Origin of the sequence: Vibrio sp. MMH1-50 (genome assembly GCF_022347645.1) — a bacterium.
GTDB classification, from domain to species: Bacteria; Pseudomonadota; Gammaproteobacteria; order Enterobacterales; family Vibrionaceae; genus Vibrio; species Vibrio harveyi.
Genome location: NZ_JAKRGG010000027.1, coordinates 26,259 through 43,623 on the forward strand (window position 1 = coordinate 26,259; position 17,365 = coordinate 43,623).

The window sequence follows — 17,365 nt, forward strand, 5'->3', positions numbered from 1 at the left end:
TACAGTTAGTTAGATATTCTGCATAGATTAAAATATATAGATAATTTACCTGAAAACACTGTTTTATTGGCTTTTCATTTTTAAAGTAATAACTCTAGACGTAAACTTTCGCCCCACGTTATAAATAACTCAGCGAACATTACAATGAAAACCAACAAGACTCTCCTATCAACAGCAGTGGCATTCGGTCTACTTAGTACTTCAGGCGTTGCAAACGCAGCAGGTTTCCAACTTGCAGAATACTCTGCGACTGGTCTAGGTCGTGCATACGCTGGTGAAGCGGCAATGGCTGATAACGCAAGTGCACAATGGCGTAACCCAGCTATGCTAACTTACCTAGAAGGCACACAAGTGTCTGTTGGTGCTATCTATGTAAACCCAAACATTGATGTAGAAGGCAATGTAAATTTCTATGGTAAGGATATCCCTGCATCTTCAGACGACTTCGCTCACGATGCGATCATTCCAAACTTCTACCTTTCTCACCAATACAACGAGAAATTCGCGCTTGGCCTAGCGTTCGGTACCAACTACGGTATGGAAACAGATCTAGGTAAAGACTTTGGTGCGTCTCATTTTGGTAACGAAGCAAGCGTAACCACGATGGAAGCAAACCTAAACGCTGCATACAAACTAAATGATGCTTTAAGCATTGGTGGTGGTATTCGTTACATCATGGGTGAAGGTAGCTTTGGTGCGACAGCTCCAAAAAACAATGTCGTGGCTGTACACCCGACATTAGGTCCTATAAGCGTACCTCAGGGCACAACACTAAAATACATGGAAGGTGACGATACCGCATGGGGTTGGCAAGTTGGTACAGCTTGGCAGATTAACCAAGATAACCGTATTGGTTTCACCTACAAGTCAGAAGTTGATCTAAAACTAGAAGGTTACGCAGAAGGTCTAGGCTTTGGTCTAAAATCTCGTGATAACGGCTACATGAACCTAAGTTTGCCTGCGACAGCGGAATTAGCAAGTTTCCACCAACTAACTGACCAATTGGCATTGCATGCAAGCATCAACTGGACCGATTGGAGCTCTTTTGAAAAGCTTGAAGCTCATATGGAGACTGCTGGCACCCAAATGGTTAAAGTTGAAAACTGGGAAGATAACTACCGCTTCGCTGTTGGTGCAACTTACCAGCTTCAGCCAAAACTAGCACTTCGTACAGGTATTGCGTACGACACTTCTGCTGTGAGTGACAAGAACCGTACTATCACTATTCCAGAAACCGACCGCACATGGTTAAGCATTGGTGCAACTTACGATTGGACTAAAAACTTCAGCTTAGATGCTGGCTTTACTTACATTATCGCAAAAGATGCACCGATCACCGAGTCTCGCGGTTACGAGTCTGACGACAAAGCGGAAGATGTTGGTGGTAAATTTGTCGGTGAAACAACAGGTAACGTATGGCTAATCGGTGTTCAAGCGAACTACAAGTTCTAATCTGAACGCTATTTATCGATAAAAGAAAGTTACCGATAAAAAGAAAGGCTTGGTTTTCACCAAGCCTTTTTGTTTTTCTGTATAAAGCGATTAAAAGTCTTCTTCTAAATACTCATCTAAGTACGCTTCTTCTTCCGCATCTACTTCATCAATCGTACTGATTTCTGCTTTAAAGTTTTGACGTTGAATGTAAACGTCACGAGTTAATACATATGGATCAGGCGATGCTTCAAGCTGTGCTTCTTGTGGTACTAACAGAGCACGTTTTTCCATACCTTCCAGCGCCCATTTACCTAAGCCTGCCCAGAAGTTTAGGTATGAAAGTGGCAAGTACATACCATCCACAGTGTCTGTCACTTCACGCAATGTATATGGACCGTAGCCCGGTACCATAAAATATGGACCGTTACCTACACCATAGTGACCAACCACACTACTAAACTCTTTGTTGTCGTACTTGGTGATACCAGCAGCCGTTGCAACGTCAAACAGACCTAAGATACCGAATGTCGAATTAATCCAGAAGCGGTTAAAGTGATCAACGGCTTTAGTGCCATTTCCCATAACTAGGTTATTCACCACACTCGCAGGTTCGTCTAAGTTAGCTAGGAAGTTAGCAATACCAGAGCGAATTGGCACAGGCGTGTAATCAACATACGCAAGAGACACTGGGCGAACTAAATACGGGTCAAGATAATCGTAGTTCAGTTCCCACATTGTGCGGTTGAAACTTTCCAATGGGTCATAAACATCAGAAGTTGTTTGATTAGTTTCGTTTTCTTCTGTTACCGCTTCCTCGGGTGCAGTTGAACAGCCAACCAGTCCAACAGCGAACAGCAACAAGAAGATGGATTTACCCTTGTTATACATTCTACGTTCCATAACGACGATTAATACCCCTAAATGACCTGTGTTTTACGTACGTTTAGTACTTTGGAAAAAGTCATTTGGGTATATAAGTAAAGGCCAGCATGTGCTGGCCTTTATTATTCTACTCGATAGTTGGTAGTCATACCACAAAACCGTCCTAACAATCCTTAAGTGTCAATTATTAGAGACGTTCATGAATTATTGATACTGTTTATCGATCATCACTTCTACTGGCTGACCAAAATCAACGACTTGGCTTTCACCATGCCAATCTTGGTCACGAGTTGCAACGTTACCATCCGAGTCAACACGAACGCGAACCATCAACTTATCTAGAGAAGATAGCTTCTGACCGTCCATCATCGCATTACCATCATCTAGTACAACTGTACGAGGGAATATACCTAATGGGTAGCGAGCTGCCGCGACAGGCATCGGAGAACCATCTGCGCGATGTACTGACACAATCAATACCGCATTTGGATCAAGTTGAGCTTCTGGAGCTACGTTAATAGTCACTGCCACACTCTTGTCTGGAGAAACCGCTTCACCCATTTGCTTACGTGCACTTTCGATACTGCGACCTAGCATTTCATAGCGGCTATCTTCAGGACCGATCATTTGTTGCATGATACCCCAATACTTAATCGCGGCTGGGAAATCTTGGCGCTCAAATGCATCAAACGCAAGTAGAGAGAAGACACGTAGGTCAACGTAATCTTGTTGCATCAGTTTACCAAGCAGAGAACGAGCCGTAGCTTGATCCATCTCGTCTTGGGAAAGCATCAGAGCTTGTGCGTAACCAAGTTGAACATCTGGATCTTTTGGTTCTAGCTTGTACGCTTTTTCCATTGCATCAATGGAAGTCGTCACATCTCGGTTCGCCAAAGCAATACGACCTAATAGCAACCAACCGGTTGAGTCTTCAGGTTGGTAATGCAGGCGTGTGCGCAGAGCCAAAGAGAGATCAGCCATTTCATCATCACTGAGTGGCTCAGATGCTGCAGACATTAGCTTTTTAGAAAGTTCAGGAAGGTTATCGTTTACTTCCTGCCACTTCACAACGTCTTGAGATGCGCCAAACTTGTAGTAAAGACCGTAGCTCAATACCACTGTCAAAATCACTGATGGGATCAAAACAGCAATCGGAGAAACATGTGTTTCCTTTTGCTTTTTATCACCAGGGATATCGTCCAGAAGAGATTGCTTCAGATCAGAAATCAAATCATCTTGGCTCTCGACTAGACCTTCGTCTGTTTCTTCAGCAAGCTCAGATAGGCGGTCTTTATAGAACGCTTTGTTAAGCTCATCACGTAACACTTCATCGTTGTTGGCTTTTTGCTTAAGCAGCGGCAGTGCAACTAAGACACAAGCTATCAGCGTAAGAACAACGGTAGAAACCCAAAATAGTGTCATTACTTCTTATCTCCGTTGTTCTCTTCATCAAGCAATGATTTGAGACGCGCTTCTTTTTCTTCGTCCCATTGTTCGTTACTTGCTTGAACTGCTTTTGCTTTTGATTTTCGGCTACGCAGCACGATTAAACCAAAGCCACCTAATACCACTGCTAGTGGGCCTAGCCACAGAATTGCAGTAGCAAAAGTAAACGGAGGATTGTACGTTACGAAGTTGCCGTAACGAGCAATCATGTAGTCCACGATCTCATCTTTCGACTTACCTTCTTTGGTCATTTCGTACACCTTATGGCGTAAGTCTTGAGCCAATTCTGCATTCGAATCAGAGATGGTGTTGTTCTGACATTTAGGACAACGAAGAGTATGACCAAGCTCTTTGAACTGCTGTTCTTGTTCTAGATTGTCAAACTCATACACTTCAATCGCTGCATGAGCAGCAAGAGAAAATGTCATCGCAGCAAAAGCCGCTAAGAAAAACTTTCTCATTGCTTCGCCTCCTCAACCAACTTGGTGTACAGCGGCTCCAACGTTTCCGCCCAGTTGCGAGGGTTTACATCACCAACATGACGGTAACGGATCACACCGTTTGCATCGATGATAAATGTCTCTGGTGCACCGTACACACCAAGGTCTAGACCTAGCATGCCACTACCATCAAACAAGCTGATCAGGTATGGGTTACCCAAATCGTTCAGCCAACCTACCGCTTTATTGCGATCATCTTTGTAGTTCATGCCGATGATCTTCACACCTTTCCCTGCAAGCTCATTGAGGTACTTATGTTCAGCGTAACAAGTCGGACACCAAGTCGCCCAAACGTTAAGCAACAGTGGTTCGCCTTTAAAGATCGACTGATCGTACTGTTTACCAGGTTCAGCTAAATCCTCTAGATGGAACTCAGGTACTGGCTTACCAACCAGTACTGACTCAAGTTTTGTTGGATCGTCACCCTCTTGGTTTCGAACCAACTGAGTTGCGAAGATACCCGCCAATACCATGAAAGCTACCAACGGGATAAATAAGACTTTCTTATTCATTTATTTTGCCTCCTGCTCCGCTAGCTTTGACTTATCGCCTTTCTTAGCCGTTTTGCGGAAGCGGTAACGTCTATCAGAGATAGCAAGCGCACCACCCAAAGACATGATCAATGAACCAGCCCAGATCCAACGAACGAATGGTTTGTAGTAAATACGAACCGCCCAAGAACGGTTATCTTCTAGACGTTCACCCATCGCAATATATAGGTCGCGAGTGATACCGCGGTCGATTGCCGCTTCAGTCATCATCGACTTCGCTGTACGGTAGAAACGTTTTTCAGCGTGCAACGTGTTCACATACTTACCATCATTCGTGATTTCAAAGTCCGCGATGTAACCATCGTAGTTTGGACCATCTTTGTCACGTAGACCTGAGAAGTAGAAATCATAACCGTAAATCTTGAAGTGCTCACCCGGAGCCAAACGCACGTCACGTTCGATACTGTAGTTTTGCACCATCGCAATACCAATCACAGTAACGGCTAGACCAATGTGACCAAGCATCATTGCCCAGTGGCTACGTTGAAGTTTACGAACACCTTCGCCGAAGCTGTGACGGTGAGTAGCACGCTCGTACAGTTCAAAGCCATGCATTGCAATGATCCAGATTGCCATTACCCAACCGATGTAAGCCATCGCTGAGAAGAAATCGGCGAACAGGAATACACACACAGCACCTAGTGCGAAAGCAAGCACACCAGAAACAATCATTGGCTTAATAAGCTTAGATAGATTGTCGCGCTTCCAACGAATCATAGGACCAATACCTAGTAGGAAGGCGAACGGCATCATCAACCACGCAAACAGCATGTCGAAGAATGGTGCACCGATAGATACTGAACCAAGACCAATTTGTTTGTGAACCAATGGTAACAAGGTACCAACCAATACTACGACTAGCGCAGCAATCAGAAGCACGTTGTTAGCAAGCAGCGCGTTCTCACGCGACACCAAATCGAAATTACCACGTACGCGAACCGCTGCCCCTTTCACTGCGAATAGCAGGAGTGAGCCGCCGATAACAAAGACTAGGAAACCTAGGATAAACATACCGCGTGATGGATCAGACGCGAACGCATGTACCGATACCAAAATACCGGAACGCACTAAGAAGGTACCTAACAAACTCAAAGAGAATGCAGAGATAGCAAGAAGTACCGTCCACGCTTTAAATGTACCGCGTTTTTCGGTTACCGCTAGAGAGTGCATCAGTGCTGTACCCGCTAGCCAAGGCATGAATGATGCGTTTTCTACTGGATCCCAGAACCACCAGCCACCCCAGCCAAGTTCGTAATATGCCCACCAAGAACCTAGTGCGATACCTAGTGTTAGGAATACCCAAGCAGCGGTTGTCCAAGGACGAGACCAACGAGCCCAAGCCGTATCAAGACGACCAGTCATCAAAGACGCAATCGCGAACGAGAAGGCAACCGAGAAGCCTACGTACCCCATGTAAAGCATAGGTGGGTGAACAATCAAACCTGGGTCTTGAAGAAGCGGGTTCAAGTCACGACCATCTACCGGGAAGAACGGCAAAGTGCGCAGGAACGGGTTCGAAGTCAGGATGATAAATAGTAGGAAGCCCACTGAGATCATGCCCATAACAGCAAGTACACGCGCAACGGATTCTTGTGGCATACCACGACTGAAAGTAGCGACCGCGACTGTCCACGCAGCTTGGATAAGTACCCAAAGCAGTAGTGAGCCTTCGTGCGCGCCCCAAACAGCCGTTAAGCGGTAGTACCAAGGCAGTTGGCTATTTGAGTTACTTGCAACGTATTGGAGCGTAAAGTCGTTGGTGTAGAATCCCCAACATAAAATCGCAAATGAGAAAAACAGCATGACGAACATCGACCATGAAAGTGGTCGTGCTGTGTTCATCAGCATAGTGTTGTTATTTGATGCGCCCCATAACGGCAATATGCTTAGCAACAATGCCATTGCTAGCGAAAGTATGAGGGCAAAGTGACCGATTTCAGCAATCATTGGCCGCTTCCTTGTTTCTGTTCTGATGTGTACTGCAGAGGCTCGTGAGTCTTCTTCATTGCTTCTGCAATTTCAGGTGGCATGTACTCTTCATCGTGTTTTGCCAACACTTCAAAAGCTTTTACGGTTGTTGCGTCTTCAAGAACACCTTGAGCAACAATACCCTGACCTTCGCGGAACAAATCAGGAAGAATACCTTCGTACACGATCGTCACTTTAGGGCCCACGTCGTGCAGATCAAAGCTCACTTTTAGTGACTCTGGGTCACGGCGAACTGAGCCTACAACCACCATGCCGCCGATACGCAAACGCTGACCAACTTCTGGTTTAGTACCGTCAGGTTTACCATTTACCAATTCCGTCGGCGTGTAGAATAGATCCATATTTTGGTTCAACGCATAAAGCATCAAACCGATGGTTGCACTAATACCGATAAAGATCGCCAGAACGATGCCTAGCCTCTTTTTACGTCTCGGGTTCATAACGTGTTCTCCATATTCTTCGCCGCGTCGACTCGCGCTTGACGATCAATTTTCGCTTTCACTTCTTTTAACAACGCATCCCCACGGCGGATACTCGAAATTAAAAGAATGATCATAGATAAGAAAGTAATACCAAACGCGCTCCATACGTAACCTGCGTAGCCACCCATGGCAAAGAGTTCGCTCAGAGATTCAAAATGCATATTCAATTACCTCACTGAGTTTTTTCAGCCGCGAGTTTTTGCACCCAAGGGCGATGACTCTCTTTGCTGATAATTTCGTTACGGAAGCGCACCATCGTTACCGCGCCAAAGAAGAACGCAAAACCAAAAATGTTTAGCAGCAACGGCCAAAGCATATTGGATGAGATGGATGGTTTTTCAAATTTGGTGATTGTCGCGCCTTGGTGAAGCGTATTCCACCACTCAACAGAGAAGTGGATAATCGGTAGGTTGACCACACCAACGATTGCCAAAATACCCGCCGCTTTTGCCGCTGTCTTTTGATCGTCAAACGCGTGGTAAAGTGCAATAACACCAAGGTATAAGAATAGAAGAATAAGTTCAGAGGTTAGACGAGCATCCCATACCCACCAAGTGCCCCACATAGGTTTACCCCAAACGGCACCCGTTAACAGAGCAATAAAGGTGAATACCGCACCAATAGGCGCCATGGCCAGTGCTGCCATGTCAGATAGACGTACTTGCCAAACCAAGCCGATAAATGCAGCTATAGCCATCGACATGTACACGCCCATAGACCAAATAGCCGAAGGTACGTGGATGTAAATGATTCGGAAACTATCGCCTTGCTGGTAATCCGAAGGTGCAAATGCGAGCCCCCAGACGGTACCAACCGATAGGCATACGAGGGCCAATACAGAAAACCAAGGAAGAAACTTACCGCTCAGGTGATAAGCTGCTTCTGGCTTGGCATAAGGATGTAGCCATTTCCACATGTTAAGTTCTCACTCTTACTTCAGGGACACTGTCCAGAGGGTCGAGACCGTAGCAGTGCTTTAATAATAATTCTTTGATCAAACGTCGCTAAACGCGCACTTTACTGAGTTAGTTAACACTAACTCTCAATGCTGCGCTGATGGCGAATGGTGTGAGAGTGACAGCCCCCATCAACATTGCGCCTAAAATCGCTAATTGCCCGTTATACGCCATACCCAGTGCTGCGGCATCAATCGCGGACGTAGCGAAAATTAGAATTGGGATGTAAAGCGGGAGAATTAGCAAACTTAAAAGAACGCCGCCTTTTTGTAACCCAACAGTCAGTGCTACACCAATAGCACCGATAAAACTCAACGTCGGTGTACCGATGACCAATGTCAGTACAACAGACAGCCAAGTATTAAAATCAAGAGATAATAGAATCGCCAACAATGGACTGATTAAGATCAGAGGCAATCCCGTTAACAACCAGTGAGCTATGACCTTGGAAATCACAACAAGTTGCAGTGGGATCGGCATTAGCATCATTTGCTCAAGCGCACCATCTTGATAATCATCACGGAATAGACGTTCTAATGATAATAAGGCGGATAGCAACGCAGCAACCCAAACAATGCCTGCTGCAATACGTGCTAACAAATTAGGCTCTGGACCGATGCTAAGAGGGAAAAGTGTGATAACAATGATGAAAAACCACAAAGGGTTCAAGATGTCTGCTTGACGGCGAAATGCAATCAAAAGCTCGCGGCGGATAATGGTCGACATTGCCGAAATCATATTAGTCACCCAGTTTTATTTTTCTAAGTTTCGGGCTGTCTGCAAACATATCTTGGTGTGTCGTTAAAATCACAATGCCACCATTGTCTGCATGATTTGCAAACAACGATTCAAGCACCTTCACACCTTGCTTATCGATTGCAGTTAACGGTTCGTCCAAAATCCATAAAATTTGATTACTTAGCCACAGTCTTGCCAATGCAACGCGACGCTGCTGTCCTGCAGAAAGTTGTGCTACAGGCACATCTTCTCTGCCTGCAAGACCCACTTGGGTTAAAGCAGCAAAGATTTCTTCATCTGAGGAACGATTATTATGGATAGATTGGTAAAAGCGCAGGTTTTCAAACGCAGTAAGTTCGCGTTTAACGCCAGTTTGATGCCCTAGGAACAAAAGGTCCTGATGGAAAACATCACGAGACTTTTCAACCTCTTCGCCTTTCCATTTGATGATGCCTTCTTCTCTGTCCCCTAACCCTGTCACAATACGCAGCAATGTGGTTTTGCCTGTACCGTTACGTCCTTCAATCTGGACCAACTCTCCAGGTTTAATTTCGAATTGCAGGTTTTCAAACAGGACCCTGTCATCACGGATCGCAGTTAGGTTAGAGACTTCTAACATAGGGCTTCAACTAAAAAATGAACGAGTCGCTATATTAGCACAGCTTAGTTGTGACAAAACAGGATAAGAAAGCGATGATGTATGTAAGTTCGTGAGTTTTTGTTAACTTATAGTCACATTTTAATAAAAATAACCATAAGTGATTATAAGTTTTTATTTTAAAAATAAAAAAAGAAGCCGAAGCTTCTTTTTTCATTCTTTATCGACGTCGTCCACGAGGTGGGTATGTCGGATCATCTGATGGTTGACCGCTAAGTGGAGGGATCTTCTCTTGACCTGCCAGTTTTTTCTGCAGAGAAAGCATCAATTCTGCTTCTGCTTTTGGCAATTCACACTCTTCAATCAACTCATTGATGTCAGCGCCAAGTTGAACCATTTTAGAAGCACGGCTGTACAAACGACCATCGGTATCTGCGTGCTCAAGTTCACGAATGCGCTCATTAAGATGTTGAATCACATCTTGTTGCTCAGTGACCTTTTGACCTAAACCAACGACCACTGAACGCACTTCCAACAATTGCTTGTTTAGCTTTTGCACTTCTTTTTCTGCGTGACGTGCTTGCGCACGCTGCTGGTCCATTTGCTTTTGCAGACCCGCACGAACGCGAATTTGCAACAAAAGCAAAATCAAGAAGGCAAATGCTAGACCGCCCACTAAGAGCGGTAAAGATAGGAAGGTTTCGTCAGCCATGATTCATCAGCCAATTATAGGTGAGCCATCTCATCCCATTCGTCATCAGTTAGCAGCTTGTTCAGATCAACAAGAATAAGTAGCTTGCCATCACGGTTGCTTACACCCTGGATGAATTTCGCGCTTTCGTCCGTACCTACAGAAGGCGTAGTGTCGATCTCAGAAGAACGTAGGTAAACAACTTCAGCGACGCTATCTACTAAGATACCGATAACTTGACGCTCAGACTCAATCACGATGATGCGAGTGTTGTCAGTAACTTCACCTTCCATCAAACCAAAACGTGAACGTGTATCGATAACCGTTACGACATTACCACGTAGGTTGATAATACCCAGTACGTAATCTGGCGCACCTGGAACCGGAGCGATTTCTGTGTAGCGAAGAACTTCGCGAACTTGCATTACATTAATGCCGTACGTTTCTTCTTCTAGTTGGAACGTCACCCACTGAAGAACTTCGTCGTTCGATGTATCTTTCTTCACTTCTACTTCAAAAGCTTGAGACATAGTTAATCCTCGTAATTGTCGTTCCCGACCAAAAATCTAATTCAGTGATTTTACATCTAAACCAGCGTTTAGCATGTCTATAAGTGCTTGGACATGAATTAAAGCACACATTTTTTCTTTCACCATGCCCGCTAGCCAAGGGCGCTTACCTGCTTGTTCACGCCAACGGACTTTGTCGATATTGAGTGTCTCAGTACCCATTAATTGGTTACTTGCCAACCCCCACATGCTTTCACCAAGCATAACGACGTATTGGTAGTTATCTTTGTACTCTTCGTCATGAAGCTTATCAGCCATCACCCACCTCGCAGTGTCGACAACATCAAATTGTTGCTCACGACTGGTTTGCAAACCTAGGTACCATGCAGGACGACCAATCAAATGGTTCAGTTCCGTAATTTGATGGATACCACCGAGCTCATCAAGTGGAACGGCAAACGTCACACCATTAACATCAAAGTACAGCACCTGAAAATCTTCGCTACGTTGCGTGCTTTCCCAAGTGTTTGGCAACAGTGAGCCTGTTTCCGTTTCCAGTTCGGCTTCTGTCTCAATGTGCTGTTCGACTTCCACATCGGCTTCAACGTCAACTTCAGGCTCAAACGCTTCAGTTTCAGGTTGAGTCCAAACTGGTTCTGGCTGCTCGGTCTCAACAGCAGGAATCAATTCTTCTTCGATATCCCACTCTTGAATTTCATCCACGGCAACTGCCGCAGCTTCGATTTCAATTTCTGGTTCGATTGATTTAGCTTCGGCTGCGATATCAATCGTGTTTTGATCCAAAATGTCATCGATATCCAACTCAGCCACTACATTGGTGGATTCCAGCTGGCTTAACAATCGTTGAACGTCTTCCAAATTAGGCGCTTCTAACTCAGGTGAGTAAGTATCGCTGTATTGGTACGACTCTGGTTCCGCGTATTGTATTTGTAATTTTGGCTCTGGCTCTGGCTCTGGCTCTGGCTCTGGCTCTGGCTCTGGCTCTGGCTCTGGCTCTGGCTCTGGCTCTGGCTCTGGCTCTGGCTCTGCAGATGATAGTTCTTGAGCGAGTAAGTCAAGCTCTTCCTCTTGCTCAATGACCTCGACCTCTTCGCCAAGTAATGCGCTGAAGTAATCATCAAGCGCCTGTTCACTGGAAAGTACGTCGTTATTGCTCATCGAACGCCAACCTCTCCAAGTAAATCAGCAGTTGCTTGTAAGCAAACACACCACGACTACCAGAAGCAAAGTGTGATGCTGGTAAATGCTTTAAGCTTGCATCACGGAATTTCGTGTCAATCGGCACCGCAGAAGTCCATACCTGATTCGGATAATCTTTCTTAAGCTGAGTCAGTGTCTGCAACGAAGCTCTTGTGCGCTTATCGTACATGGTTGGTACGATCGTCACTTTAAAGCCACCTGGACGAGACTTCTGCATAATGGTCAAAGTGCGCATCATACGCTCAAGACCTTTCATCGCTAAGAACTCAGTTTGAACAGGGATCAGGATACGATCACTCGCGGCTAGCGCATTGACCATCATTACGCCAAGAATTGGCGGGCAGTCGATCAACACATAGTCATAATCTTCTGCTACGGCTTGAAGCGCTCGTTTTAAGATCAAGCCCATGCCGCTGCGGTTTCCCATCACACGGTCAAGCGTTGCAAGTGACATATGTGCCGGGATGATGTCCATTCCTTCAAGTTCAGTCTCGACGATTAACGGCTTTACTGTCTCACGTGAAAACGTCTTCAATTGGAACAAATCAAACAAGCTCGACGTTACTGCATCCGGATCATAACCAAGGTAAGTCGTCAGTGACGCATGAGGGTCTGTATCAACCATCAATACACGATGACCTTTTTGGCTCAATAGCCCAGCCAACGTCACAGTTGATGTCGTTTTCCCTACCCCACCTTTTTGGTTAGCAACACTCCAAACGATCATGATCTTTCCTACGCTAAGCCCACTTCTACCAACATGCGTTCCGCAATGCGGTCGAGAGGTAAATCTTCTGTAGAGATGCCCGCTTTCGCAACCGCTTGTGGCATACCGTAAACCACACAACTGTCTTCATCTTGAGCCCAAATTGTTGAGCCTGCTGATTTCAACATGCGTGCGCCTTCACGACCGTCAGCCCCCATACCTGTCAGTACCATCGACAATACTTTGTCACCGTATACTTTTGCAGCAGAGCCAAACGTAACATCCACACAAGGTTTGTAGTTCATGCGGTCGCCGCCATCGATAATGCGCAGACGAGCAGCACCTGCACGACCGTCGATCATCATTTGCTTACCGCCTGGCGCCAAATAGGCAACGCCAGCTTGCAATACATCACCATCTTGAGCTTCTTTTACTTGGATCTTACAAAGCGTATTTAAACGACTTGCAAAAGCAGCAGTAAAAGTAGCTGGCATATGTTGGATCAACACGATTGGGTGCGGATAGTTTACGGGTAAACGAGTCAGAATTTTTTGCAGAGCAACAGGACCACCAGTGGAAGTACCGATAGCTGTTAACTGATATTTCTTACCTGAAGCGCGGTATTTTGCTGCCACAGGGCGACTTGCAGTTGCTGCGGCAGGCGCAGTATTGCGTGATGCTAATGGACGAGTTGTTGAGCTCGGTGCAGTCGCAGCAGGTTTCGCCATTGGGCGACGCATAAATGCGCGCTTAGAAGCAATTTGAATGACACGTTGTTGGAGTAGCGATACCGCTTCATCACGGTTACGAGCAATATCTTCAAATTTCTTCGGTAAGAAGTCCAATGCACCAGCGTCTAGTGCGTCAAGCGTAGCCTTCGCCCCATCATGAGTCAGGGACGAAAACATTAGGATTGGCGTAGGAGACGTAGCCATAATTTCACGCACGGCAGTAATACCGTCCATGACTGGCATTTCAATATCCATAGTGATGACGTCAGGTTTTAGAGTTTTGGCTTTCTCAACCGCCTCTCTGCCATTAACCGCAACGTCTATCACTTCTAGGCGCGATTCTGAGTTGATGATTTCGCTAACGCGACGACGGAAAAAACTCGAATCATCAACGACTAGTACTTTAATCGCCATCTTATTCCTTTTTTAAACTCCAGCTTCGCTTAAATGCGCGAAGCTGCAGCGTATTGCTTAAGTAGATCTGGCACATCAAGAATCAATGCGATGTGACCGTCACTGGTAATCGTTGCACCTGCCATACCTGGCGTGCCTTGCAATAGGTTATCCAGTGGTTTGATAACCACTTCTTCTTGACCAATCAATGTATCCACCACAAAGCCGACACGTTGGCTACCAATTTGAACGATAACAACATGACCATGACCAATGCGCTCTTCTACACGTGGCGACTTAGAAGCTAACCAGTTTTGTAGGTAGAACAGTGGGATAGACTTATCACGTACGATAATGGTTAGTTGACCATCAACAACGTTGGTACGGCTAAGATCTAAGTGGAAGATTTCATTAACCGATGCAAGAGGCAGTGCGAACGGATGACCGCCAACACCAACCATTAGTGTTGGTAGGATCGCAAGCGTCAGTGGTACTTTGATGGTGATCTTAGTGCCTTTACCTAATTCTGAATCGATATCGATAGAACCGTTCAAGGTGTTGATCGCCGTCTTAACCACGTCCATACCTACACCACGACCAGAGATATCAGAAATCTTCTCTTTGCTCGAGAAGCCTGGTGCAAAAATGAGGTTGAAACACTCTTTATCCGACAAGCGTGCTGCTGCGTCTTCATCCATCATGCCGCGTTTTACTGCGATACCACGGAGTTTATTGGGATCCATACCGCCGCCATCGTCAACGATAGCCAGTTCAATATGGTCACCTTCTTGCGATGCAGACAGAATCACTTTACCAGTACGAGATTTACCCGCTTTCGCGCGGTCGTCTGGCATTTCGATACCATGGTCAACCGAGTTACGCACCAAGTGGATCAATGGATCTGCAAGTGCTTCTACTAGGTTTTTATCAAGATCGGTTTCTTCACCGCGCATTTCAAGCACGATGTCTTTATTTAGGTTACGCGCCAAGTCACGAACAACGCGTGGGAAGCGACCAAACACTTTCTTGATTGGCTGCATACGCGTTTTCATTACCGCACCTTGAAGGTCTGCGGTAACAACATCTAGGTTTGCTACTGCTTTCGACATTTCTTCGTCGTTGCTATTTAAACCAAGACTTAGTAGACGGTTACGCACCAATACAAGCTCACCCACCATGTTCATGATGGTGTCTAGAGTTGAAGTATCAACACGCACTGTGGCTTCTGCTTGTGGTTTCTTAACCGCAGGCGCTGCTGCTTTTGCTTCTTCTTTTACTGCAACCGGTTTTGCTTCTGGCTTAGGTGCCGGAGCTGGCGCTGGAGAAGGCGCAGCCGCTACTGGAGCAGGCTGAGGTGCTGGAGCTGCTTTTGGCGCTTCAGGCGTAATATTTTCTGATGCTGGTTTAGTCGCAAAATCTAACTCTTCGATAGATGGACCTTTACCCGAACCATGTAATTCGTCGAGAAGTTTTTCAAACTCTTCATCGGTCATCAGATCGCCGTCAGTTGATGCTGACGCAGTAGGAGCAGCAGGCTCTGGCGCTTTAGGCGTTTCTACTGGTGCCACTTCTGATGCCGATGGGCTCTTACCTACGCCATGCAGCTCGTCAAGAAGACGTTCAAATTCATCATCAGTGATATCACCACTGTCTAATGAAGGTGCACTTACTGGCGTTGGAGCCACTGGTGCTGCTGGCGCAGATGCACCCGGAGCAGAACCTTTACCGTGTAACTCATCCAGCAGTTTCTCAAACTCGTCTTGAGTGATTTCATCAACAGAACCCACGCTAGAAGGTGCTGCTTCTACTGACGCTGCTGGTTGTTCGATAACTGGCTCTGGAATAACTGGTTCTGGCTCAGCAACTGGCACTTCAACCGCCGCAACGACTTCGTCTTCAGACTCAGGTTTGCATAAACGATGAAGTTCTTCCAACAGTGCAGGGTCGGCTGCATCCAGTGGTTCACGGTCTTGAACCGCTTGGAACTGATGGTTAACCGTATCAAGCGCTTTTAGCATGGTGTCCATCAAACTTGGCGTGACTGAACGCTGACCGTTTCGCAATACGTCGAACACGTTCTCAGCACCGTGACAAGTGTCAACCAGCTCTGCCAATGATAGGAAGCCTGCACCACCTTTTACAGTGTGAAAGCCGCGGAAAATCGCGTTTAGGAGATCTTTGTCTTCTGGATTATTTTCCAGTTCAACCAACTGCTCAGACAGCAGCTCAAGAATTTCCCCAGCCTCAATTAGAAAGTCCTGAAGAATATCTTCGTCTAAATCGTAGCTCATACGTTACCTTTAAAATCCAAGACTGGACAACAAGTCGTCGACTTCGTCCTGCGATGAAACCGCATCTTCCCTGAGTTCAGGGTGAAGAATCGGGCCTTCTGCTTCGCTTGATTGTTTAATCTTTTTATCTGACGGTTCTGGCAAAACTTGAGTCTGTTCTTCTGGTTTATTTCCAGAAAACACGGTCAAGATCTCAACCAGGCGATCTTCCACTTCATTGACAAGCGTGATCACGCGGCGAATGATTTGACCCGTTAAATCTTGGAAGTCTTGTGCCATAAGAATTTCGGTCAACTGACCACGCAATTCAGTGCTATCACCTTCGACTTGAACTAACAGCCCATCGATACGGTGGCAAAGTGCTTTGAAATCGCTTAATTCGATGCGTCCGTGCATGAGTTCGTTCCACTGAGGGCGAACTTGTTGAAGGCACTCATGCAGGTTGTCGGCGATAGGTAAGCAGCAATCAACCGCATCCATCGTTTTATTCGCTGCCAACTCAGTTTTATCAATCACGTATTGCAGACGGTCCCTTGCGTCCGGGATTTCTGCTTTCGCAATTTCTGTCATGCGTTGATCGATGTTGAAGTGCTTAAGTGAATCATGAAGGTCGCGGGTTAATGTTCCGATTTCTTTTAGCATCGGATTCCCATCGCTTTCATATATCGAGGCAACAAGCTCATTGGCTTGGTCCTGTTCCCCGTTTTCTAGCATCTGAACGAGCGACTTCGCCTGCTCTAGTGAGATCATCCTGAATAGACCCTTTTTTACGTTTAGTTCTTTCTTATCGCTTTTTAAACGTCAAGCGAGCCACCCTTTAGTAGTAGGTATTAGAAGTGATGACTCGATTAACAAAGAGAAAGAGAGAGTTATAAACGTTCGAAAATTTTATCTAATTTTTCTTTAAGCGTTGCAGCTGTAAATGGCTTAACGATGTAGCCGTTAACGCCTGCTTGCGCTGCTTCGATGATCTGCTCACGCTTTGCTTCCGCTGTGATCATTAGCACAGGCAAGTGCTTCAGTTCAGCATCAGCACGGATGTGTTTCAGCAAGTCGATGCCTTGCATACCTGGCATGTTCCAGTCGGTTACAACAAAGTCGAAGTCACCTTTTTTCAGCATAGGTAATGCAGTTAAACCATCGTCCGCTTCTTGAGTGTTATTGAAACCCAAGTCACGAAGCAGGTTTTTAACAATACGGCGCATTGTTGAGAAATCATCAACAATAAGGATCTTCATGTTTTTATT

The 17,365-nt window shown here is 45.8% G+C and carries 19 protein-coding genes; 1 reads left to right on the plus strand and 18 read right to left on the minus strand.

The window, feature by feature from the left end; translation table 11 throughout:
• Positions 1-144 precede the first annotated feature (144 nt).
• Positions 145-1,452 carry an outer membrane protein transport protein gene (locus MHO32_RS17850; RefSeq protein ID WP_005447992.1) on the plus strand — a complete coding sequence of 436 codons (1,308 nt, stop codon included), beginning with the start codon at positions 145-147 and terminating at the stop codon, positions 1,450-1,452.
• Between the two features lie 90 nt (positions 1,453-1,542).
• Here MHO32_RS17850 and MHO32_RS17855 read toward each other — a convergent pair whose 3' ends face one another.
• The 18 genes from MHO32_RS17855 to cheY all read right to left on the minus strand — a co-directional run bounded on the left by MHO32_RS17855 (position 1,543) and on the right by cheY (position 17,356).
• Positions 1,543-2,322 carry an MlaA family lipoprotein gene (locus tag MHO32_RS17855; protein ID WP_239213295.1) on the minus strand — a complete coding sequence of 260 codons (780 nt, stop codon included), beginning with the start codon at positions 2,320-2,322 and terminating at the stop codon, positions 1,543-1,545.
• A gap of 198 nt (positions 2,323-2,520) precedes the next feature.
• Positions 2,521-3,738: a c-type cytochrome biogenesis protein CcmI gene (gene ccmI, locus MHO32_RS17860; protein WP_239213281.1), complete on the minus strand. Its 1,218-nt coding sequence runs from the start codon at positions 3,736-3,738 to the stop codon at positions 2,521-2,523.
• On the minus strand, positions 3,738-4,223 hold the full coding sequence (locus tag MHO32_RS17865; RefSeq protein ID WP_005447981.1) for a cytochrome c-type biogenesis protein: 486 nt from the start codon (positions 4,221-4,223) through the stop codon (positions 3,738-3,740). Before MHO32_RS17865 ends, ccmI begins: the two co-directional genes overlap by 1 nt.
• Positions 4,220-4,774: a DsbE family thiol:disulfide interchange protein gene (locus MHO32_RS17870; protein ID WP_005447979.1), complete on the minus strand. Its 555-nt coding sequence runs from the start codon at positions 4,772-4,774 to the stop codon at positions 4,220-4,222. The genes MHO32_RS17865 and MHO32_RS17870 overlap by 4 nt, the downstream gene beginning before the upstream one ends.
• Positions 4,775-6,760, minus strand: a complete 1,986-nt coding sequence (locus tag MHO32_RS17875; protein WP_005447977.1) for a heme lyase CcmF/NrfE family subunit — start codon at positions 6,758-6,760, stop codon at positions 4,775-4,777.
• Positions 6,757-7,242 (minus strand): cytochrome c maturation protein CcmE, encoded by a 486-nt coding sequence (gene ccmE, locus MHO32_RS17880; protein WP_005447975.1) that lies wholly within the window; start codon positions 7,240-7,242, stop codon positions 6,757-6,759. The genes MHO32_RS17875 and ccmE overlap by 4 nt, the downstream gene beginning before the upstream one ends.
• Positions 7,239-7,445: a heme exporter protein CcmD gene (ccmD, locus tag MHO32_RS17885; RefSeq protein ID WP_005447974.1), complete on the minus strand. Its 207-nt coding sequence runs from the start codon at positions 7,443-7,445 to the stop codon at positions 7,239-7,241. Before ccmD ends, ccmE begins: the two co-directional genes overlap by 4 nt.
• A gap of 11 nt (positions 7,446-7,456) precedes the next feature.
• A complete protein-coding gene (locus MHO32_RS17890) occupies positions 7,457-8,200 on the minus strand; it encodes a heme ABC transporter permease (protein ID WP_005447972.1) in 744 nt (247 codons plus the stop codon).
• Positions 8,201-8,309: 109 nt separating this feature from the next.
• On the minus strand, positions 8,310-8,978 hold the full coding sequence (ccmB, locus tag MHO32_RS17895) for a heme exporter protein CcmB (protein WP_005447970.1): 669 nt from the start codon (positions 8,976-8,978) through the stop codon (positions 8,310-8,312).
• A gap of 1 nt (position 8,979) precedes the next feature.
• Positions 8,980-9,597, minus strand: coding sequence for a cytochrome c biogenesis heme-transporting ATPase CcmA (gene ccmA, locus MHO32_RS17900; RefSeq protein ID WP_005447968.1), 618 nt, complete (start codon positions 9,595-9,597; stop codon positions 8,980-8,982).
• Between the two features lie 199 nt (positions 9,598-9,796).
• A complete protein-coding gene (locus MHO32_RS17905; protein ID WP_005447967.1) occupies positions 9,797-10,288 on the minus strand; it encodes a DUF2802 domain-containing protein in 492 nt (163 codons plus the stop codon).
• A 14-nt stretch (positions 10,289-10,302) separates the two neighbouring features.
• The gene (locus MHO32_RS17910; protein WP_005438733.1) at positions 10,303-10,797 is read right to left on the minus strand and encodes a chemotaxis protein CheW; all 495 of its coding nucleotides are present in this window, start codon (positions 10,795-10,797) and stop codon (positions 10,303-10,305) included.
• Positions 10,798-10,833: 36 nt separating this feature from the next.
• Positions 10,834-11,955, minus strand: a complete 1,122-nt coding sequence (locus MHO32_RS17915; protein WP_239213283.1) for a chemotaxis protein CheW — start codon at positions 11,953-11,955, stop codon at positions 10,834-10,836.
• Complete coding sequence (locus MHO32_RS17920; protein WP_005448395.1) at positions 11,945-12,724, minus strand: ParA family protein; 780 nt, start codon at positions 12,722-12,724, stop codon at positions 11,945-11,947. The genes MHO32_RS17915 and MHO32_RS17920 overlap by 11 nt, the downstream gene beginning before the upstream one ends.
• A gap of 8 nt (positions 12,725-12,732) precedes the next feature.
• Positions 12,733-13,848 carry a protein-glutamate methylesterase/protein-glutamine glutaminase gene (locus tag MHO32_RS17925; RefSeq protein ID WP_005448394.1) on the minus strand — a complete coding sequence of 372 codons (1,116 nt, stop codon included), beginning with the start codon at positions 13,846-13,848 and terminating at the stop codon, positions 12,733-12,735.
• Between the two features lie 29 nt (positions 13,849-13,877).
• On the minus strand, positions 13,878-16,118 hold the full coding sequence (locus tag MHO32_RS17930; protein WP_239213285.1) for a chemotaxis protein CheA: 2,241 nt from the start codon (positions 16,116-16,118) through the stop codon (positions 13,878-13,880).
• A gap of 9 nt (positions 16,119-16,127) precedes the next feature.
• Positions 16,128-16,868, minus strand: coding sequence for a protein phosphatase CheZ (locus MHO32_RS17935; RefSeq protein WP_005448392.1), 741 nt, complete (start codon positions 16,866-16,868; stop codon positions 16,128-16,130).
• A gap of 119 nt (positions 16,869-16,987) precedes the next feature.
• Entirely contained in the window at positions 16,988-17,356 is a 369-nt protein-coding gene (cheY, locus tag MHO32_RS17940) for a chemotaxis response regulator CheY (protein WP_017635949.1), read from the minus strand.
• Positions 17,357-17,365: the final 9 nt, after the last annotated feature.